Origin of the sequence: Bradyrhizobium sp. USDA 4541, assembly GCF_024171085.1 — a bacterium.
Lineage (GTDB): Bacteria > Pseudomonadota > Alphaproteobacteria > Rhizobiales > Xanthobacteraceae > Bradyrhizobium > Bradyrhizobium australafricanum.
Genome location: NZ_JALJZF010000001.1, coordinates 6562591 through 6581846 on the forward strand (window position 1 = coordinate 6562591; position 19256 = coordinate 6581846).

Here is a 19256-nt window from a genome sequence, read left to right on the forward strand (position 1 = left end):
TGCGATCACCTTTCGGCCAGTGAAAGAATAGAGCGGATCACCTGGCGCTTCTCGTCCGACAAACCCGCGAGCAGCGCCTCGTCGAGATGCTGTTCTCGGATGAGCCGTGCGAAGACAAGCGGGAGCTGCGAGTATCGATAGTCGAACATCTCATCGAGCTCCCTCCTTCGCTGGTGCAGATACTCGCCAACTTCCCACATCTCCGACGGCGTCGCTGCCGCAACGGCCCTGCTCTTGAATTCGACCATCACCTTGGCGAGTGCGCACTCCACCGCCGAATCATAGGCCTTGCGCGCAATCTTCTTCTCGGCCGGGGACCATTGGAGATCACGGTACATAGTGGGCTCTCGTGCGCCTGACGTCGTGCCAACAGTCATGGCATTCAGCCGTAGACGCCCGACCGATGCAATGACACCACAACGTTGCCCCTTTTGCCCGCCGCTCGGCAAGACCAATGCGTCGGTCCGAGCGGCGCGCTGCATGACGGAGTTAAAACCTCATGCCGGCGCAGGCACCGCCGTGGGCCGCGCCGCCGGCATCGGGCGGAAGGTCATCATGATCAGGAACGCGCCGATGCCGACCGCCCAGGAGCCGACATAGAGCCACGTGTAGCTCGCGAAGGTGTCGTAGATCAGCCCACCGGCGAGCGGTCCGGTCGCCATGCCGAGGCTGCCGGCCATCGCGGTGCCGCCGATCACCGTACCCATCATCCGCAGCGGAAAATTCTCGCGGATCAGCACGGAATACAGCGGCATGGTGCCGGCATAGATGAAGCCGAAGATCGCGGCGACCGCGTAGAATGCGGCGAGCTCGCGCACGAAGACGTAGCCGAGCGCGCCGAACGCCTGCGCCAGCAATCCGAGCACCAGCACGCGCTTGGCGCCAAAGCGGTCGCCGAGCAGGCCGAAGGCGATGCGGCCGCCCATCCCGGCGAGCCCTTCGACGCTGTAGATCGTCACCGCAGCAACCATCGGAATGCCGCAGGTGACCGCGTAACTCACGGTATGGATGATCGGGCCCGAATGGGTCGCGCAGCAGAAGAAATTGGTCGCGATCAGGATGATGAATTGCGGCGAGCGCAGCGCCTGCGCCAGCGACATCGGCGGTTCGCCGTTTTCGGAGACCGCTTCAGCGTGGTCGCCCTGCAGCGCCGGCGGGCGGCGCACCAGGAATGAGACCGGGATCATGATCGCGCCGACCACGCCCGAGACGATCAGCATCGCGGTGCGCCAGTCGTGGTGGGAGATCAGCCAGGCCGCAAGCGGCGACATCGTCATCGGCGCCATGCCCATGCCGGCCGACACCAGCGAAACGGCGAGGCTTCGATGGGTGTCGAACCAGCCGGTGACGCAGGCCATCATCGGCGCGAAGATCGCCGCCGTTGCCGCGCCGACCACCGCGCCGAACACGAACTGAAAGGCCAGCAGCGATGTTGTCTGGCTGGCCAGCGCGAGGCTTGCCGCCAGCACGACCGATCCGGTCAGCACCACCGGAAGCGGCCCGAAGCGGTCGGACAGCGTGCCCCAGATCATGCTGGTGAAGGCCATCGCGAGAAAGCCGATCGTCATCGCGCTGGAAATGCCGGTCACCGACCAGCCGGTCTCGCGCGCCATGGGCTGGAGGAACACCGGCAGCGAAAACATGCCGCCGATCGCGACGCAGCCGAGCAGGCCGCCGGCCGCGACGATCACCCAGCGGTAGGTCGAATTGCTCATTCCGGAACTCCCATGCAGTTCGTTCTGGCTGCAAGACGAACGGACCGGAGCGGAACCGACAGCCGGCGTGCCCGCCAGCTCACTTTTTTGCGAGCATGGCGTCTGGCGCGGCTACCGAGATATTCCAGCTGGTCAGCGGCCAGCCAGACTGCACCCCGGCTCCGGCGCGATCTCACCGAGCGCGCGGATCTGCACAAGCTCGGAACCTTGTGTCTTGGCAATGAACATGTTCATCGCCGCGTGATGATCCTGGCCGAGCGTGACAGGGCCGGTCGGCGACGGAACGGTGAGACCCGCCATCGCGTCGATGATCGCCTCCTTGTCGAGCTTGCCGGCCTTCTCGGCCGCCGCCTTGAGCGCGATCAGCGTGTTGTAATGCGTCATCACATAGTTCGACACCGCGACACCCGGCTCCGCGGCGGCGCGGGCCTTCGCGACGAATGCCTTGACGGCAGGATCCTCGCTCGCCGCGACCGCCGGCACCACGGTCACCATGTTCTGCCCCTTGCCGCGGAAGATGCCGAGGTCGACTTCCGACAATCCAAGAAAAGCGACGGTGATGTCCTTCAACAGCCCAGCCTCGTCGGCCTGCCGGATGAAATCCATCCCGTCGCCCTTCAGCGCGAACAGCAGCACCTTGGCCTTGCTCGCCGCGATCTCCTTGATCAGCGGAGAGAAGTCGGTCTCCGTCCCCAGCGTGTATTTGGTCTCGACCACCTTGCCGCCGAGCTTCTCGATCAAGGGCTGCGCGATGCCGAACATCTGATGCGGCCAGACCCGGTCGGCGCCGAGCAGGAAGTAGGTGTTGCCGAAGGTTTGCGTCATGTAGGGCAGCAGCTGGCCGAGCTCCTGGTTCGGCACCGCGCCGAACGAAAGCAGATAGCGGCTGCATTTGCCGCCCTCGTAATTGGTGGCATACAGCAGCGGCGTCTTCGAGCTCTCGGCAATCGGCACCAGCGCATTCAGGTTGCGCGAGGTGATCGGACCGACCACCGCCAGCACGCCGTCCTTGTCGACCAGCGAACGCATGGCGTCAGCGGCCGCCTCCGGCCGCGTCTTGTCGTCGGCATATATGATTTCGACCGGCCGGCCGAGAATGCCGCCGGCCGCGTTGATGTCCTTGGCGGCGAGATCGAGCCCGAGCCGCGCCTGCTGGCCGTAGAGCTCGACACCGCCGGAAAACGGCAGCACCGCGCCGACGCGGATCGGTTCGCCGGGTTCAGCGGCGCGCGAAGGCTGAAGCAGCGCACCGCAGAGCAGAAGCGCGAGCGTCGTGCAGATGATCGAGCGTGATGCCATATACGTCGTCCCTTCAAGCTTGATACAACCATGCTTGATCGAGGTTATCGGCGTGGCACTGAAGAATTCGTCAAGCGCCCCCCATTTGCGTCACATTCGAGGCTATGCTCACTCCGCGCGTCGAGACATTTCCGCGCGCCTTCTTCCCCAAAATTTCTGGCCTATCCGGCAACCCGCATCCGCGGAGTGCCGGCCCACGCCTTGTCATGATCGATGAAAGGATCCCCTTTGCAAAACCGCTTCGTCCTGATCTCCGGCTGCTCCGGCGCCGGAAAATCGACGCTGCTGGCCGATCTGCGTGCGCGCGGCTATCCGGTCGTCGAGGAGCCCGGTCGCCGTATCATCGCCCATGAGCTCGCGTCCGGCGGCAAGGCGCTGCCGTGGGTCGATGCGGCAGCATTCCTGCATCGCGCCATTGACGTCGCACTGAAAGATATGGAGATGGCCAAAGCCCATTCCGGATGGGTGTTCTTCGATCGCGGCCTCGTCGACGCGGCGTCGGCGCTGCAGGCGTTGACAGGCGAGCCGGTGCTGCACCCGACCTGCTCCATCCATCGCTACCACGGTCGTGTGTTCATGACGCCGCCATGGCCCGAGATCTACCTCACCGATTCGGAGCGGCGGCACGGCTTCGAAGCAGCCACGGCGGAGCATCGGCGGCTGATGGAGACGCTTCCGACGCTCGGCTACGACGTGATCCACCTGCCGAAGCTATCGCCGTCCGCGCGCGCCGATTTCGTGCTGGCGACGCTCGGCGGCGGCATCCTGACTGAGGCCTGATCAGGCCGTCACTCCGCGGCCTCACGCTGCGGAACGCCCTGCTCGACATCGAGCTGCAAGATGTCGTTGAAGCGATTGAACGCGCCGCACAGCGCGATCCGCCAGGTCAGCTCGACGATCTGCGCTTCCGAGAAATGTTCGCGCAGCCGTGCGAATATCTCGTCGCGGGTCTTGTTCCAGTTGTTGGTTACGGCGATCGCATATTCGACCACAAGCTTGTCGAGCGCATCGAGCTCGGGATGATCCTGATAGTCGAGCAGCCGTTCGGCGCCCGCTTCCGAAACTCCCTGGATCGCGAGCTTCGGCGCATGGTGCGACACGCAATAATCGCACTTGTTGAGCAGCGACACCGTTACCAGCGCGAGCTCGAGATGCCGCTTCGAGACCACCGCCTCGTCGGCGAGATCGACCAGCAGCGACCACATGTGCTTGAAGATCGGCGGGCGCTGCGCCATGACGCCGGCCTGGTTCTCGAACGCGCCATAGGTGGTCATCTTGTCCCACAGCGGCTTGAGCTCGCTCGGCAGGTCGTTCCTGGTCTTGATTGACACGCGTGACATGGATTGCCTCGGATCGGAAATTGAACCAATGCAGCCTGCCCCGCTTCGCCTGATACCGCAAGCCGCAGGGCGGCATGGCAGGCGTCACGCTGGCCGCAACCCGCGGCGCGGTCCGGCAAGCGGAGCAACCGTCGGCTCAGAACGACGTCCCGCCTCCGAACCGGAACTCCTGCACGATGTCGTACTTGCCCTTCGTGATCGGCACGGCGTAATCGAACCGCAGCGGGCCGAACGGCGAGGCCCAGATCAGGCCGACGCCGACCGAGGTTCGTACCACGTTCCCGTCGTCGTATTGAAGGCCGCATTTGCAAGCAGCCGTATTCACCTCGCCGGTTGCGGCCCACGACGTCGGGCCTTGATAACCCCACAGCGAGCCGGCATCCGCATAGACAGCCCCCTTCAGCCCAACCTCGGAGGGCAGGAACCAGAACGGCATCTGCAGCTCCATCGACGCACCCCAGTATTTGGTGCCGCCGAGCGCATCCCCGACCGCGCCAAGGCTCGCATAGGTGATGTCGCGCGGGCCGATGCCGTTGGTGGCAAAGCCGCGCACCAGATTCGGCCCCATCTGGAAATGATCCAGCATGCGCAGATCGTTGTCGCCGACCTTGGTGAGCAGGCCGCCCTGCAGGTGGATCAGTCCGACCAGGTCGGACACCAGCGGCGTATAGTATTTCGCGTCAACCGCGCTCTTCAGATACGTCACGTCGCCGCCGACGCCGGCAAAGTCCTGCTTGAAGTCAATCAGCAGGCCATCGGTCGGGTTCTTGTTGTTGTCGACGGTGTTGTAGCTCAGGGTGTACCCGATCTGCGAGGTCCAGGTCGCCCCTGCGGCCAGCTCCTTGCGCACCGGCAAGGTGGATTCGCCGTCGCCGTAGCAGCCATATCCATACAGCCCCGACGAGACCGAGTTGGTGGGATCGACGCCGCCGAGCACACTCTGGATGTAGGCAGGCGTCGGATTGAACGCGAGCAACGGGTTGGACGGATTGTTGTTGCAGTTCGCGTAGGCGCTATCGAGCGAGATTTCCTGCTGATAGAGCGAGTATCGCAACTGGAGGGTCAGGTCTTCGCGCAAGGCCAGGCCGAGCCGCGGCGAGAACCCGATCGTCTTCACGCCATAGGTCGTGTAGTCCGTCGGCAATTGCTCCTTGTAATACGCATCGAGCCCGAGCGCGACGCGATAGTCGAGCAAATACGGTTCGACAAAGGACAGCGACAGGCCGCGCGAGTACTGGCCGTAGCTGACCGTTGCCTTGGCAAACAGGCCGCGGCCGAGCAGATTTCGCTCCGAGATGCTGACCTCGGCGAGCGCGCCGTCCGTCGTGGAATAACCGCCAGACACGGAGAAGTCGCCGGTCGACTTTTCCTCCAGGTTGACGATCAGAACGACGCGATCGCTCGTCGAGCCGGGCTCGGTGGTGATCTTGACCGTCTTGAAATAGTCGAGATTCTTCAGCCGCCGCTCGGCGCGATCGACCAGCGCACGGTTATATGCATCGCCCTCGGAGAGATCGAACTCGCGCCGGATCACGTAGTCTCGGGTGCGGCCGTTGCCGCGAATGTCGATCCGCTCGATATAGGTGCGCGGCCCCTCCTCCACGCGAAACATGATCCCCACCGTGTGGGCCTCGAAATTCCGTGCGCCGTCCGGACGGACCACCGCGAAGGCATAACCGCGGCGTGACGCTTCGATCTGCATGTCCTCGACCGACTTCTCGACCGCCTCGACATTGTAGAGCGAGCCTTCGCCGACGCGCGACAATGAACGCAGCGTCGTCGGATCGAAGCCCGCAATGTTCGAGCGGAAACTGACCGTCGCAACGCGGTACTGCTGCCCCTCATCGATCTTGAACATCACCTGAAAGCCCTTGCGCTCCGGATCATACTCGGCGAGCGCTGCCACGATTTGGACGTCCGCGTAGCCGTGCTTCAGATAGAAGCGGCGGATCAGGTCACGGTCGGCCTCGACCCGATCCGGGTCGTAGATGTCGGCATTGCCGAGAAAGCTCAGGAAGTTTGTCTCATGGGTCTTGATCACGTCTTTCAGGCGCGCCGCCGAAAAACTGTTATTGCCCATGAACGCGATGGTCTTGATGCCGGTCTTCGCTCCCTCGTCGACGGTGAAGACGAGATCGACGCGATTGTTCGAGCGCTCGATGATTTCCGGCGTAACGTGCACGTCGTAGCGGCCTGAGCGCCGATAGATCTCGGCGATCCGCAGTGCATCGGACTGCACCATCGGCCGCGACAGGGTGCCCCGCGGCTTGGACTGCATTTCGGCCGAGAGCTGCTCGTCCTTGATCTTTTTGTTGCCCTCGAACGCGACGCGGTCGATCACTGGATTCTCGATCACGGAAACGACGATCCTGCCGCCCGCCTGATTGATCATGACGTCCTGGAACAACCCGGTCCCGACCAGTTCCTTGAGGGCGTCGTCGATGGCAGCTTGATCGAGATAGCCGCGGGGCCCCGGCCTGAAATAGGAGCGGATGGTCTCCGCCTCTACCCTCCGGTTGCCTTCGACCGTGATCGCATCAAGCGATTGGGCCGCCGCCGGAGCCAACAATGGCCATATCACCGGCGCCCCCGGAATCGAAAAGCCCGACAGCACGATCGCCGCGACAAAGCCCCGCCACGTGTTCATTCCACACCTCGCGAACAAGCCCCCCGTTGTGTCGGGATGGTGATGGCTGCGGTGTGGCTGCAGGATTGCGGAATTATTTCCAGTGGTTTGGGACTGTTAGCGCGACGCGACGCAGCCAGCATCGCGAATTGTTTCGGGCTGCGAGCGACGCTTACAGTTCAGAAACACTATGCTTACGAAAAGGCGCAATGCCGCCCACAAGCGACGCCTATGCTGGTCGATTGGTGGCTGAGCGCGCACCAGATCGCGCACAACATGACTTTGACAGGACCTAGTCGCTGACCATGCTTGCACACACTCCAAAGATCCTGATCGTCGAAGACGATCTGCCGACCAGAGACCTGATTGCCCGCTACCTGCGCGACCAATCCTGCCTGGTGGCCACGGCCTCGAATGGCAGGGAAATGGATCGTTACCTCGCCGGGCATTCGCTCGATCTCGTCATCCTCGATCTGATGCTGCCCGGAGAGGATGGATTGACCCTGTGTCGCCGCCTGCGCGGCGACTCGACGATCCCGATCATCATGCTCACGGCGAAAGGCGAGGACCTCGACCGGATCCTCGGGCTCGAGATGGGCGCGGATGATTATCTCGCCAAACCGTTCAATCCGCGTGAGCTGCTGGCGCGGATCAACGCGGTGCTGCGCCGCCAGGCCCAGGCCGGCCTTGCCGGGCGCTCGGGCCAAAGCGCCGCGCGCCTGCGCTTCCAGGACTGGACCATCGATCTTCGCCTGCGCGAACTGCGCGATCCCGACGGCGCCCAGGTCCCGTTGACCAGCGCGGAGTTCGACCTGCTGCAGGTGTTCTGCGAGCGACCCGGCCGGATCCTCACGCGCGATGGCCTCTTGACCATGACGCGCAGCCGGCCGGCCAGTCCATTCGGGCGCAGCATCGACGTCTTGGTCAGCCGGCTTCGCCGCAAGCTCGATACGAGCGAAGGATCGTCGGTGATCCGGACGGTACGCACCGGCGGCTACATCTTCACACCGCATGTGGAGGACGCATGAGCTGGACCCGCAGGATTGCCGCGCTTTTCAGCTTCCACCGGATCAGTGGCCAGATCGCCGCGCTCATCCTGCTGTCGCTGGTGCTCATCCATGCGCTGATCGGGCTTTATTTCGTCAGCCAGAAGCCGAGATCGTTCGCGGACAGGCCGATCCATCAGTTCCAGCTGGTTGCCAAGCTTCTGGCCGAGGCCCCTGCGGCCGATCGCGCAACGCTGTTGCGCGCGGCCGATCGAGCCTTTCCTCGCCTGCACCTCACATTGCGCGACGCAGGTCCGGGCTCGTCTGACGGTGCTTCGTCAGAGCCGCCCGGCGTCGACGATATCGACGAGTTTTCCTCGAAGACCGCGCCGGCGGCGGCTCGGTTGCCGGACGGAGCCCTGTTCGAAGCGACGATCGGCCCGACGAAAATGCCGCCCTTCTTCGGCGGATTCTGGGTCAGCACATTCCTGTTCCTGTTCGTCAGCGTCACGCTGCTCGGCGTGTGGGCCGGCCGCGCGCTCAGCGCGCCGCTGTCCGCGTTCGCCCGCGCCGCCGAGAATTTCAGCATCAGCCAGGCGGCCGCGCCGCTGCCGGAGACCGGCCCGGAGGAAATCCGCGCCGCAGCAGTCGCGCTCAATCGCATGCGCGAACGCATCACCACGTTGATGAATGACCGCACGCGCATGCTCGCCGCCATCAGTCACGACCTGCGCACGCCGATCACCCGGTTGCGGCTCAGGTCCGAATATATCGAAAACGATGCCCAGCGCGCGGAGACCCTGCACGACCTCGATCAGATGCAGGCGATGCTGGAATCCGTGCTGTCATTCCTGAGCGGCGGCAGCGCGGCGAAGCCGACGCTTGTGAACGTCGCTGCGCTGCTGCAGACGATCTGCGAGCAATTCTCCGATTGCGGTCACGTCGTGCGCTACCAGGGCCCGAACAGGGCTTCGCTCCTGATCCGCCCGAGCGAGATCAGCCGCACCGTGACCAACCTGGTGGAGAACGCCCTGAGGTTCGGTAGCGAAGTCGATATCCGGCTGACCGCGTCAGCCGATCAGGCCACCATCGATGTCTCGGACGACGGTCCGGGGATTCCAGAGCACCGCCGGGCCGAAATGCTGAAGCCGTTCGTCCGCGGAGACGAGGCCCGCACCATGGACGAGACAAGCGGCTTCGGACTTGGCCTTTCGATCGCGCAGGCCATGGTGTGCGGGCATGGCGGCCAGCTGTCGCTGCACGACAACACGCGGCACGGCCTTCTTGTTCGCATCAAATTGCCGGGGCCCGTGCACCCTGGATCGGATCGAAGTGGGACGAGCGCGTCGCGACCCGCAGTTCCTGAGCTCGTTGGCTAGAGCAAATTCAGGATCGGGTTTGGCCCGCAGGATCATCCCTTCCTCGGATCGGCGCGTGTGTTGCGCAGCAGATTGTCGCGCAGCCTCGCGACGGTCTTCTGCACGACGGGAAATTCGTCTCCGAGCCCGGTGGCTTCGACCAGGGACACATTGATGTCCTTGTCGAGCAGGCGCCGGCCTGCCGCCGTCAGGCTCACGCGAACCTGCCGCTCATCGGCGGGATCTCTGACGCGGCTGATATAGCCGCTCTGCTCCAGCTTCTTGAGGATCGGCGTCAGCGTGTTGGATTCCAGAAACAGCTTTTCGCCGAGCGCGCTGACGGTCTGCTCGTCCGCCTCCGACAGCGCCACCATGGCGATGTATTGGGTGTAGGTCAGGCCGACCGCATCCAGGATCGGCTTGTAGGCGCGGCCGAAGGCCAGATTGGCCGAATAGACCGCAAAGCACAGAAAATTCGAGAGTTTTCGGCCCTTGGTCTCGGCCTTGGAGGTGCGGGTCACGGGCGTCTCCGGAGTTTGTGATGTCGCGATCCATATAAATCGTATCCGATTAAATCGGAAGTGCTTGACACGATCAAGCCTGAAGCCTATTTCGACACGCACACGATTAGATCGGACACGATCTATATTCATCCCAAAGGAGCTCGCCATGACCGCCAATGCAAAGGTTCTCGTCACTGGAAAGACCCACGTCACCGCCGGCCCGAACGGCGCCGCCCGCTCGCGCGACGGGTTCCTCGACGTCAAGCTGCCGCAGCCGCACCCCGCCGCGGAAAACCTGTTCGGGGCCGCCTGGTCGGCCTGCTACATCGGCGCGATCCAGCTCGCCGCCGGTCAGCGCAAGGTCAAGCTCGCGAGCGAGCCCGAGGTCGACGCCGAGATCGATCTGAACCAGGCCGGCAGCGCCTTCTTCCTGAGCGCCCGCCTCAACGTCCACGTCCCCGGCGTCGAGCGCGAGGTCGCGCAGGAGCTGATCGAAGCCGCGCACGGCATCTGCCCCTACTCCAAGGCGGTCCACGGCAACATCGATGTCACGACCACCCTCGCCTGAAACGAGCACATGACGATCTCCGACGCGGGCCGGCCGCTTGCCGGCTCGCGGTCAGGCAAGTCCAGAAGACTGGAGTTCAAGATGACCAGCAAGCTGATGAAGGCAACGCGCCTGCTCGCAAGGACGCCCTTGTTCACCGCAAGCCTCCTGACCATACCGAGCGCACAGGCGCAGCAACCGGCCGGTTTCACGCGAACCGACCTGCAGCGCCACGACCTCAGCGTCGGCGGACGTGAAGCCGTGCAGGTGCGCGTCGACATCGCGCCGGGCAAGGGCTTCGGCCGCCACACGCATCCGGGCGAAGAAATCATCTACGTGCTCGCCGGCCCCCTCGAATACGACGTCGACGGCAGGCCGCCGGCGAGGCTGAAGGCCGGCGACGTGCTGTTCATTCCCGCCGGCACGGTCCATGCGGCGAGGAATGTCGGCGACGTCACCGCCAGCGAGCTTGCGACTTACATCGTCGAGAAGGACAAGCCGCTGCTGACCCTCGTGAAGTGACCGGTACCGCCTGCCCGCCCCGGCGCCTGGGCAGGCACGGCGACATCGTGTTCACTTCGTGCCGCGAGCCTCGGTCTGCCGCACCGGCCGCGCATTGAAGATCAGGAAGCTGAGCGCGGCCATGATCCACACCCCGATGCCGCCATAGAGCATCACCCAGCCGAAGCCGCTCGCGAGTGCCTGATGCACGACCGGGCCGGTCAGCTCCGGCGCGGCTGCGACGTCGCCGGCCGCGACCCGCTCGCCGATCGCGCGAAGTTGCGCGCCGTCCAGCGCCGGTAGCACCGCCTTCAGATGCGCCAACACGCCGCTTGCCAGGATGAAGCCCATCAGCGCGATGTTGACCGAAAGCGAAACCATCCGCGCGCTCATGTCGATGCCCGAGGCCATGCCGGCGCGGTCGCTCGAGACCGAGCCGGTCGTCGTGTTGGTGACCGGCGTGTTGGTGATGCCGAGGCCAATTCCGGCGAGCAGGCAGCCGGGCAGCATCGTCAGCCAGTCCGGCTGCGCGGCGGCGCTGGCGAATTTCATCAGCATGAATCCGGCGCCGATCGTGAACAGCCCCACCGGAATGATCAGTCCGGGCTGATAGCGCAGCGACAGTCGTTCGGCGAACGGCGGCATCACCAGCGTCGGCAGCGTGTAGGCCAACAAGGCAAGTCCCGCGGACACGCTGTCATAGCCGAGGCCTGCATGAAACCAGATCGGCAGATAGATCATGAAAGGCCAGTAGCTGAGGTTCATCGCCGCCGAGCCGACGATCGAACCGGAGAAAGCCGGGATCCGAAAGACAGAGAAGTCGAACATCGGCCGCCGGCTGATTCTCTCGGCAACCAGGAACGCGGCGAAGCTCGCCGCGGAGACGCCGAGGATCGCAAGCCCCTTCAAGCTGACGAAGCCGAGATCCGGCCCCTGCGTGATGTAGAAGGCGAGGCAGAACACCGCGACCGACATCGTCACGATACCGGCGACGTCGAGGCTGCTGGCCTTTGGGTCCCTCGATTCATGCACACCGCCGACCGTGAGCACGAACGCCGCGGCCGCGAACAGCACGTGGACGAGGAACACCCACTCCCAACTCAGCACCGCGACAACGGCGCCGCCGATGATCGGGCCGAAGCCGAGGCCGATGCCGAAGATGACGCCCCACCAGCCCCAGGCGACGGCGCGCACCCGGCCGCCCTGGAATTCGTGCGAGAGCACGGCGATCTGGCAGATCAAGAGCGCGCCGCCGCTGAGGCCCTGCAGGAACCGGGCGAAGATCAGCATTTCGACGCTCGAGGCAATGCCGCAGATCAGCGAGGTGATGCCGAACGCCGCGATCGCGACCAGGAAGATGCGCTTGCGTCCATAGCGGTCCGCGACCGTCCCGATCGCCATCAGCACCGTGGTGACCGCGATCGTGTAGGCGTTCATGATCCATTGCAGCGCCTTGAAGTCGGCATGCAGCACTCGCTCCAGCGTCGGCAGGATCGCGGGGATGCTGGAAATCTCCAATCCGAACATCAGGCAAGCAAGGCATACGGCAGACAGCACGACAGCGCCGCGGCGGCTCAGTTCAGTAGACATGATCAGGCCTTTTGTTGTGGCAAGCCAACGGCATACCGCACGCTGTTGCCAGGGTGCTGGCAGCAGCCTCGGTCGATCGACTCACGATGTATTGAGGCAGCAGCGGCAGGAATCGGGTGGCCACGGCGCTTCACAACGCAAAGCTAGTCATGGCTTGAGCATTGGTGAATTGGATGACTAGATATTTCAGAGACAACAAATCCGGATGACTGACATGACCACGCTCGACGTCGACACCGTGAAGACATTCGTGACCATCGCCGACCTCAAGAGCTTTACGCGCGCCGCTGAAACACTCGGCACCACGCAGGGCGCGATCAGCGTCAAGTTGAAGCGGCTGGAAAGCCAGCTCGGCCACAGGCTGATCGAACGGACACCGCGCCGGGTGCGCCTGTCGGCGGAGGGCGCAGCTTTCCTCGCCCCGGCGCAGGAATTGCTCGGCGCGCATGATCGCGCCGTCGCGGCGTTGTCGCCCGTGCGCCCGCGTCGCTTCTCGCTCGGCATTGCCACCCATGTCGGAGGCGCGGAGGTTCCGACCTTGCTGGCGCGGCTGCATGCGCACGACCCGGCGCTCACCATCGAAGTCCGGCTCGAGGATTCCCGCGACCTGCTCGACGCCTTCGATCGCGGCGAGATCGATGCCGCCATCATCCGCCGCGAGGACGACCGCCGCGACGGCGAAATGCTGGCGACGGATCACTATGGCTGGTTCGCCACGCCGGACTTCGTCCATCGCGCGGGCGAGCCGCTGCGGCTCGCCGCCTCCTCGCCGTCCTGCGGCGTGCTCAACATCGCGACGCGCGCGCTGGCGGCGGCTAGCATCCCGTGGACGGAAACTTTCCTCGGCTGCGGGTCCTTTGCCGTCGCCGATGCGGTCGCCGCAGGCCTCGCTACGTCGGTGTTCTCGCGCCGGCTCGCCCCGGCCGGGACGATCGAGGTCAGCGGGCGGCTCGGCCTGCCTGCCCTGCCGCCGTCCGAGATCATGCTGCTGTCGGCGCTGTCAGATGCAAAATCACGCGCGGTGCTGAAGACGATCGTTGGTGCCTTTCGCGAGCATCATCGGATGCCTGCCAATCGCGCGGCAGAGGAAATCCATACCGTCACGGAAGTTGTCGGCTCCTGAACGATCTGTGCGCCGGCCCTCTAGTGTGCTGAATGCGAAGTTCGTGCGATTTCGCGGCAGCCACTTTCACGAACTTCGCATTCATAAAGCACACTAGAATCATCAGTTTGCTAGTGTCCTTATCGAATCCGAAGTTCGCTCCGAAGGTGCGGCAAATGATGCGAACTTCGGATTCGGGACACTAGCGGCGCGCGCTTCCGGCGCGCTTTCCCTCGAACAGCGCACGCTCCGAGGCGAGCGCCCTGGCGAGAAACTCGAGCGTCGCGCGGATGCGCGCGGTGCGCTTGAGATCGTCATGGGTCAATAGCCACAGCGCCGAGCGCGGCTCCGCGAGTGCTTTCGGCGTCAGGCGGCGCAGCGTGGGCGCGAGATCGCCGACATAGCAGGGCAGCAGGGCAAGCCCCAGTCCCGCCGCAGCGGCATCGCGCAGCGCCGGAAGCGCATCGACCCGGCAGGTGGTCCGCGCCGAACGCAGGTTCTCGCGCATCCAGCTGGCGATAACGGTCCCCGCCAGCGCATCGTCGAGCCCGATCCAGTCGTGCACCGACAAATCCCTGTCGACGCGGCGGGCGAGATAGGCGCGTGATCCGTAGACCGCATGGGCAATATCGGCAATGCGCCGTCCGACCAGCAGTTCGGATGGCGCCGGTGTCGGCCGGATCGCGATCTCGGCCTCGCGGCGCGTCAGGTTCGCCATCGCATTCGAGATGATGATCTCCGGCTGGATCTCCGGATGCGCGGCGCGCATCGCCGGCAGATGCCGCATCAGCACCGCGCCGAGCGTGTCCGTCGTCGTGATCCGCACCGGCCCCGACGGCCTGAGGTCCTGCCCCGCCAGCTTGCGCTCGAGCGCAAGCACTTCGTCATCGAGCCGGGCTGCCGACGCCGCCGCGATCTCGCCCGCCGGCGTCGGCGCGTAGCCGTCGCGGAAGCGCTCGAACAGCCGCGTTCCGCTCGCATCCTCGATCGTGCCGAGGCGACGAAACACGGTGGAATGCGTGACGCCGAGCCGGCGCGCCGCCCCCGAGAGGCTGCCTTCCCGCGCGACCGCGAGGACAAGCCGAAGGTCGTTCCAGTCGATGACGCTGTGCATTTTTGCAAACTCACTTCGCAGTGCTGGATAATATCTTATCACAAACGGACAGGCCATCTTCCCGGACGTTCAACCGACGGACACCCCTCGTGAGGGCGCCGTCGATTGCCGAGAGGAGCTGGCAGGTGACGAGCGAGACCACCGAGACGTTGCAATTGCACGCCGCGCGGCCGGCGACGATCGACCCGCGGCGATGGCTGGCGCTGCCGGTGCTGCTCACCGGCGCCTTCCTGCCGATCCTCGATTTCAATGTCGTCAACCTGGCGCTGCCGGTCATTCGCGACAATCTCGGCGCCAGCCCGAGCGAGGTGCAGTTCGTGATCTCGGCCTATGCTGCGACCTACGCCGTCTTCCTGATCACCGGCGGCAGGCTCGGCGATCTCCTGGGGCGGCGGCAGATGTTTTTGATCGGCGTCGCTGGCTTCACGATCGCATCCGTGCTGTGCGGCATCGCGTGGTCACCGGCCATGCTGGTCGCCGGACGGGTCCTGCAGGGCCTCACCGCCACCGTGATGGCGCCGCAGGTGCTTGCCTCGATCCGCGTGCTGTTTCCGGCGGCCGAACAGGGCCGCGCGCTCGGCTTCTATGGCGCGACCTTCGGCCTTGCTAATATCTGCGGCCAGCTACTGGGCGGCGTCCTCGTCTCGGCGCAACCGTTCGGACTGGCCTGGCAGGCGATCTTCCTGATCAACGTGCCGATCGGCCTCGCCGCCTTCGTCGGCGGCCTGCGGTACCTCGCCGACTCGCGCGCCGCGCACGCGCAGCGGCTCGACGTCGGCGGCGTCATCCTGCTGTCGCTCACGCTCGGCCTTCTGGTCTATCCGCTGATCGAGGGCCGGGAATCCGGCTGGCCTATCTGGATCGTCGCGATGCTGCTGGCATCTCCGCTGATGCTCGCCGCCTTCGTCCGCTTCGAGGCGCGGCTCGAAGCCCGTGGCGGCGATCCGCTGGTCGCGCCGCATCTGCTGCGCAACAGCGATTTCGTGATCGGGCTGGTGATGGCGCTCGCCTTCTACATGCTGTCGTCGTTCTATTTGACCTTCGCGGTCTACCTGCAAAATGGCCTGCACCAATCTCCGCTGGAAGCCGGCCTTGCCACCCTGCCCTTTGCCGCCGGCTTCTTCGTCAGCTCGCTGGTATCATCGCTGGTGATGCAATGGCTCGGTGCCCGCACGCTGACGCTGGGCTTTGCGCTCCAGGTTGTCGGCTTCGGTGTCGTGATGCTGTCGGTCGGCGGCGCGCTTCCGCAAAGCCTCGAATTCGGCCTGATCTGCGGCGGGCTCGGCTTCGGCACCGTGATGCCCTCGGTGATCAAGGCCGTGATCGGCAGCATCGATCCGCGCCATGCCGGGCTGGCGTCGGGCATGATGATCTCGACCTTCCAGATCGGCGCGGCACTCGGCGTCGCGATTATCGGCGGCGTCTTCTACAGCCTGCTCGGGCCGCATCCGCTGGCCGATGACTACGCGCACGCCTTCACGATCGCGCTCGGCTGCAATGTCGCGCTGCTGGCGCTCGGCGGCTGGCTGTCGCTGTGGCTGCCGCGCGAGCCGGCGGCGGGTTGAGATCGACACCGCCGACGCGGCTATTGCTTCGCGGCCGCGAGCGGCGGCGGAAACAGCAGCTTGAGCAGGATGGCGGCAAGCAGCGTCACCAGGGCGAGACCGGTGGAGAGATAGAGCGCGCTCGCATCGCCGAACCGGTCGATCACGATTGCATAGATCAGCGGCGCCGCCGCCGGCAGGATGAAGCTCGGGACAATGAGCCGGCCGACCAGCGTGCCATAGCTGCGATGATCGAACAGGATGAGCGGCAGCGTTCCCCTGGTGATGGTCAGAATGCCGTTGCAGGCGCCGTAGAGCAGCGCAAACGCGATCCCCATCTCCCGCGCTGATCCGCTGAACAGGCCGGCGATGAAGGAGAGCGGCATGATCATGCAGGCCATCAGGTTGAGCGCGAGCGGATCGAGCCGGACGCCGAACAGGACTTCGCAGAGACGCGCGGCGGATTGCCCGATCCCCCGCAGCGTTGCGATCCAGACCGCAACGGTGACGGTGAGCCCGAGGCCGGTGAGCACCGCGATCATGTGCGCGGACATGCCGGCGTTCAGGAAGTTCGCGCCGGTCATGATTACGGCATAGAGCCCGCTCGCCGCTGCAAGCTGCCGCCGCCCCACCGCGCGCGGTTGCCTCGATGCCACCGCAGCAGCGCCCGGCACGCCGGCAAATCGCTGGTTCGGAATCAGCAGATGCAGCGGGATCGTCAATAGCGCAATGCCGGCATAGGCCAGCACCGCGCTGCGCCAGCCGAAATGGTCCGATAGCGTATGGCCGAGCGGCCAGAACACGGTGGCGGCCAAGCCACCAAGCAAGGTGATCCCGGACATCGCACGGCGCGCCTCCGGCCCGCCGATCCGGGCCAGCGCCGCGAAGGCCGCATCGTACAGCGTCAGCCGCATGCCGAGGCCAAGAACGATCCAGGATGCGAAATAGCTGCCGATCTGGTGCGAGAGCGCGAGACCCGCGCAGCCGAGCGCGTTGATCACCGCCCCCGCGACCATGACCTGCCGGCCGCCGCTTTTGTCCACCCACCTGCCCGCAAGGGGCGACGTCACGCCCATCACCAAGAGCGCCGCGGCAAATCCGCCGTAGACGATGTCGCGGCTCCAGCCGAGATCCGCGGCGATCTGCTCGCCGAACCCGCCGATCAGATAGTAGGTCGCGCCCCACGAGATCAGTTGAGCCAGCCCGAGGGCAATCACGACCCGGCGTGCGATCACCGGGCCGTTTCCCTGTCTGACGGAAGCGTGGAAGCGCCCGGCCCCAGCGGCCGCTGCATCAGCACGGTGTCGACCCATTGCCCGAGCTTGAAGCCCACCGACCTCAGCGTCCCCACCATCTCGAAGCCCATGCGACGGTGCAGCGCGATCGATCCGGCGTTGCCGCTGTTACCGATCACGGCGATCATTTGCCGCCAGGGTCCCGCCTCCGACCGTTCGATCAGCGCCCGCAGCAGCGCCGCACCGACGCGGCGGCCACGCAGGGCTTCCGACACGTAGACCGAGTCTTCAATGGTGTTGCGATAGGCCGGCCGCGGCCGGTACGCTGTCGCGTAGGAGTAGCCGGCCACCCGTCCGTCGATATCGGCCACGATATATGGCAGCCCAGCGGCCAGCACGGCGGCACGGCGCTCGAGCATCTCGTCGAGTGTCGGCGGCACTTCCTCGAAGGTCGCCAGCCCGTTGAGCACGTGGTGCGCGTAGATGCGCTGCACCTCCGCCATGTCGACCTCTGTGGCGTCGCGGATCACGGTGTCTTCGTTGTCTCTCATCCTTGCCTCGTCTTGCGGCATCATGCCCGTGCTTCGACGGCGCGTCGGTGCACGCTGCGGGCACCACGGGCTCATCTCGACATCGCTGCGCGACAGTCCGACATCCGCCAGCAGGCGATCATCGAGCTCGCGCAGCGCCTGCCGGCGGCGGATGCGCGAATGCGGCGAGACCGCAAGATAGCGCCCCAGCTCGACGATGACACCGCCAATGGACTTGAGGGCGGACAATGCCTGCTCCCGGTCTGCCGAAGCCGTCGCTTGCCGGACTATGCGCCTCGGCGTTATATAAGTGAAGCTTTGACAGCTTATGCACGGCATAAGAGATACTTTGATGAAAAACCTCAACCTCGATTATCTCGAAAGCTTCGCAGTCGTGATCGACTGCGGCAGCTTCTCGGCGGCAGCCGAGCGGCTGCAACTCACGCAGCCCGCGGTGAGCCTGCAGGTGCGCCAGCTCGAGCGCAGCCTGAATGCGACGTTGATCGAGCGGGTCGGACGCAAGGCCAGACCGACCGCCGCCGGCGTCGCGCTGCTCTCCCATGCGCATCAGATCAATGCGGCGGTGGCGTCGGCGGTCGACGCCGTTGCACAGCAAACGACCGGAACGGCAGGCCGCGTGCGGCTCGGCACCGGTGCGACCGCCTGCATCTTCCTGCTGCCGCCGATCCTGAAGGAGCTGCGCGCCGCGCTGCCCTCGCTGGAGATCACCGTCACGACCGGCAACACCGCGGAGATCGCCCGGGCGGTCGAGGACAACACCATCGACATCGCGCTTGTCACGCTGCCGGTGTCGGGGCGCAGCTTCGAGATCACGCCGGTCGTGAACGACGAGTTCGTGCTGATCGCGCCCCGCGACATGCCACTGCCGGCGCGGATCACGCCGGAGGTGCTTGCGACCAGGCCGGTGCTGCTGTTCGAGCCGGGCGGCAACACCAGGCGCACCGCGGACGAATGGCTGGCCCGCGGCGGCGTGTCCTTGAAGCCGTTGATGTCGCTCGGCAGCGTCGAGGCGATCAAGGAGATGGTGCGCGCCGGGCTGGGCTGTGCGGTGCTGCCCGGCATGGCCGTCCCCGCCAGGACCAAGCAGCGCGACCTGGTCGTCCGGTCGCTGTCACCAAAGCTCTACCGCCGGCTCGCGGTGGTGATCCGCCGCGACAAGCGCCTCGATCGCGGGCTGCGGCAGACCTTGTCAGCGCTGAAGGCACTCTCGGCCAAGGACAATGGCCGCTAGAGCGTCGAGCGAGG

Annotated in this window: 18 protein-coding genes; 8 read left to right on the top strand and 10 right to left on the bottom strand. The window is 65.2% G+C overall.

The genetic code is table 11. The annotated features are described in order from the left end of the window. Window positions 1–5: 5 nt before the first annotated feature. From J2R80_RS31335 to J2R80_RS31345, 3 genes are all read right to left on the bottom strand, one after another. Entirely contained in the window at window positions 6–482 is a 477-nt protein-coding gene (locus tag J2R80_RS31335; protein ID WP_253639926.1) for a hypothetical protein, read from the bottom strand. Between the two features lie 15 nt (window positions 483–497). Then, a complete protein-coding gene (locus J2R80_RS31340; RefSeq protein ID WP_141342056.1) occupies window positions 498–1715 on the bottom strand; it encodes an MFS transporter in 1218 nt (405 codons plus the stop codon). A 132-nt stretch (window positions 1716–1847) separates the two neighbouring features. Beyond that, window positions 1848–3014: an ABC transporter substrate-binding protein gene (locus tag J2R80_RS31345; RefSeq protein WP_141342059.1), complete on the bottom strand. Its 1167-nt coding sequence runs from the start codon at window positions 3012–3014 to the stop codon at window positions 1848–1850. Between the two features lie 213 nt (window positions 3015–3227). Here J2R80_RS31345 and J2R80_RS31350 point away from each other — a divergent pair, with 213 nt between their 5' ends. Next, window positions 3228–3794: an AAA family ATPase gene (locus J2R80_RS31350; protein ID WP_141342062.1), complete on the top strand. Its 567-nt coding sequence runs from the start codon at window positions 3228–3230 to the stop codon at window positions 3792–3794. Window positions 3795–3802: 8 nt separating this feature from the next. Here J2R80_RS31350 and J2R80_RS31355 read toward each other — a convergent pair whose 3' ends face one another. Both J2R80_RS31355 and bamA read right to left on the bottom strand, forming a co-directional pair. Beyond that, window positions 3803–4354: a carboxymuconolactone decarboxylase family protein gene (locus tag J2R80_RS31355; RefSeq protein ID WP_057019813.1), complete on the bottom strand. Its 552-nt coding sequence runs from the start codon at window positions 4352–4354 to the stop codon at window positions 3803–3805. Between the two features lie 136 nt (window positions 4355–4490). Beyond that, window positions 4491–7001: an outer membrane protein assembly factor BamA gene (bamA, locus tag J2R80_RS31360; protein ID WP_141342065.1), complete on the bottom strand. Its 2511-nt coding sequence runs from the start codon at window positions 6999–7001 to the stop codon at window positions 4491–4493. Window positions 7002–7285: 284 nt separating this feature from the next. Between bamA and J2R80_RS31365 the strand changes: the two genes are divergently transcribed. Next, window positions 7286–8008, top strand: a complete 723-nt coding sequence (locus J2R80_RS31365; protein WP_141342068.1) for a response regulator — start codon at window positions 7286–7288, stop codon at window positions 8006–8008. Then, window positions 8005–9345: an ATP-binding protein gene (locus tag J2R80_RS31370; RefSeq protein ID WP_076831815.1), complete on the top strand. Its 1341-nt coding sequence runs from the start codon at window positions 8005–8007 to the stop codon at window positions 9343–9345. Before J2R80_RS31365 ends, J2R80_RS31370 begins: the two co-directional genes overlap by 4 nt. A 32-nt stretch (window positions 9346–9377) precedes the next feature. Here J2R80_RS31370 and J2R80_RS31375 read toward each other — a convergent pair whose 3' ends face one another. Next, entirely contained in the window at window positions 9378–9845 is a 468-nt protein-coding gene (locus tag J2R80_RS31375) for a MarR family winged helix-turn-helix transcriptional regulator (RefSeq protein WP_057019810.1), read from the bottom strand. Between the two features lie 148 nt (window positions 9846–9993). Here J2R80_RS31375 and J2R80_RS31380 point away from each other — a divergent pair, with 148 nt between their 5' ends. Then, a complete protein-coding gene (locus tag J2R80_RS31380; protein WP_200844651.1) occupies window positions 9994–10395 on the top strand; it encodes an Ohr family peroxiredoxin in 402 nt (133 codons plus the stop codon). A gap of 96 nt (window positions 10396–10491) precedes the next feature. Continuing rightward, a complete protein-coding gene (locus J2R80_RS31385) occupies window positions 10492–10896 on the top strand; it encodes a cupin domain-containing protein (RefSeq protein ID WP_200844654.1) in 405 nt (134 codons plus the stop codon). Window positions 10897–10947: 51 nt separating this feature from the next. Here J2R80_RS31385 and J2R80_RS31390 read toward each other — a convergent pair whose 3' ends face one another. Then, window positions 10948–12465, bottom strand: a complete 1518-nt coding sequence (locus tag J2R80_RS31390; protein WP_141342071.1) for an MFS transporter — start codon at window positions 12463–12465, stop codon at window positions 10948–10950. Between the two features lie 214 nt (window positions 12466–12679). Between J2R80_RS31390 and J2R80_RS31395 the strand changes: the two genes are divergently transcribed. Next, window positions 12680–13588, top strand: coding sequence for a LysR family transcriptional regulator (locus J2R80_RS31395; RefSeq protein WP_253639927.1), 909 nt, complete (start codon window positions 12680–12682; stop codon window positions 13586–13588). Between the two features lie 181 nt (window positions 13589–13769). On the opposite strand, the gene J2R80_RS31400 is transcribed toward J2R80_RS31395, so the two are convergent. Then, window positions 13770–14681 carry a LysR family transcriptional regulator gene (locus J2R80_RS31400; protein ID WP_141342077.1) on the bottom strand — a complete coding sequence of 304 codons (912 nt, stop codon included), beginning with the start codon at window positions 14679–14681 and terminating at the stop codon, window positions 13770–13772. 125 nt (window positions 14682–14806) lie between these two features. Here J2R80_RS31400 and J2R80_RS31405 point away from each other — a divergent pair, with 125 nt between their 5' ends. Beyond that, window positions 14807–16246 (top strand): MFS transporter, encoded by a 1440-nt coding sequence (locus J2R80_RS31405; RefSeq protein WP_141342080.1) that lies wholly within the window; start codon window positions 14807–14809, stop codon window positions 16244–16246. Window positions 16247–16266: 20 nt separating this feature from the next. Here J2R80_RS31405 and J2R80_RS31410 read toward each other — a convergent pair whose 3' ends face one another. Both J2R80_RS31410 and J2R80_RS31415 read right to left on the bottom strand, forming a co-directional pair. Continuing rightward, window positions 16267–17460, bottom strand: coding sequence for an MFS transporter (locus J2R80_RS31410; RefSeq protein ID WP_141342083.1), 1194 nt, complete (start codon window positions 17458–17460; stop codon window positions 16267–16269). Continuing rightward, window positions 17457–18239 (bottom strand): GNAT family N-acetyltransferase, encoded by a 783-nt coding sequence (locus tag J2R80_RS31415; protein WP_141342085.1) that lies wholly within the window; start codon window positions 18237–18239, stop codon window positions 17457–17459. Before J2R80_RS31415 ends, J2R80_RS31410 begins: the two co-directional genes overlap by 4 nt. 103 nt (window positions 18240–18342) lie before the next feature. Between J2R80_RS31415 and J2R80_RS31420 the strand changes: the two genes are divergently transcribed. Then, window positions 18343–19242 (top strand): LysR family transcriptional regulator, encoded by a 900-nt coding sequence (locus J2R80_RS31420; RefSeq protein WP_141342088.1) that lies wholly within the window; start codon window positions 18343–18345, stop codon window positions 19240–19242. The last annotated feature ends 14 nt before the right edge of the window (window positions 19243–19256 follow it).

Coding starts and splice junctions, on each gene's coding strand:
- J2R80_RS31370 (WP_076831815.1), top strand. CDS start 8,005: ATGAGCTGGACCCGCAGGATTGCCGCGCTTTTCAGCTTCCACCGGATC.
- J2R80_RS31345 (WP_141342059.1), bottom strand. CDS start 3,014: ATGGCATCACGCTCGATCATCTGCACGACGCTCGCGCTTCTGCTCTGC.
- J2R80_RS31350 (WP_141342062.1), top strand. CDS start 3,228: ATGAAAGGATCCCCTTTGCAAAACCGCTTCGTCCTGATCTCCGGCTGC.
- J2R80_RS31340 (WP_141342056.1), bottom strand. CDS start 1,715: ATGAGCAATTCGACCTACCGCTGGGTGATCGTCGCGGCCGGCGGCCTG.
- J2R80_RS31380 (WP_200844651.1), top strand. CDS start 9,994: ATGACCGCCAATGCAAAGGTTCTCGTCACTGGAAAGACCCACGTCACC.
- J2R80_RS31395 (WP_253639927.1), top strand. CDS start 12,680: ATGACCACGCTCGACGTCGACACCGTGAAGACATTCGTGACCATCGCC.
- J2R80_RS31385 (WP_200844654.1), top strand. CDS start 10,492: ATGAAGGCAACGCGCCTGCTCGCAAGGACGCCCTTGTTCACCGCAAGC.
- J2R80_RS31365 (WP_141342068.1), top strand. CDS start 7,286: ATGCTTGCACACACTCCAAAGATCCTGATCGTCGAAGACGATCTGCCG.
- J2R80_RS31420 (WP_141342088.1), top strand. CDS start 18,343: ATGAAAAACCTCAACCTCGATTATCTCGAAAGCTTCGCAGTCGTGATC.
- J2R80_RS31355 (WP_057019813.1), bottom strand. CDS start 4,354: ATGTCACGCGTGTCAATCAAGACCAGGAACGACCTGCCGAGCGAGCTC.
- bamA (WP_141342065.1), bottom strand. CDS start 7,001: ATGAACACGTGGCGGGGCTTTGTCGCGGCGATCGTGCTGTCGGGCTTT.
- J2R80_RS31400 (WP_141342077.1), bottom strand. CDS start 14,681: ATGCACAGCGTCATCGACTGGAACGACCTTCGGCTTGTCCTCGCGGTC.
- J2R80_RS31335 (WP_253639926.1), bottom strand. CDS start 482: ATGCAGCGCGCCGCTCGGACCGACGCATTGGTCTTGCCGAGCGGCGGG.
- J2R80_RS31390 (WP_141342071.1), bottom strand. CDS start 12,465: ATGTCTACTGAACTGAGCCGCCGCGGCGCTGTCGTGCTGTCTGCCGTA.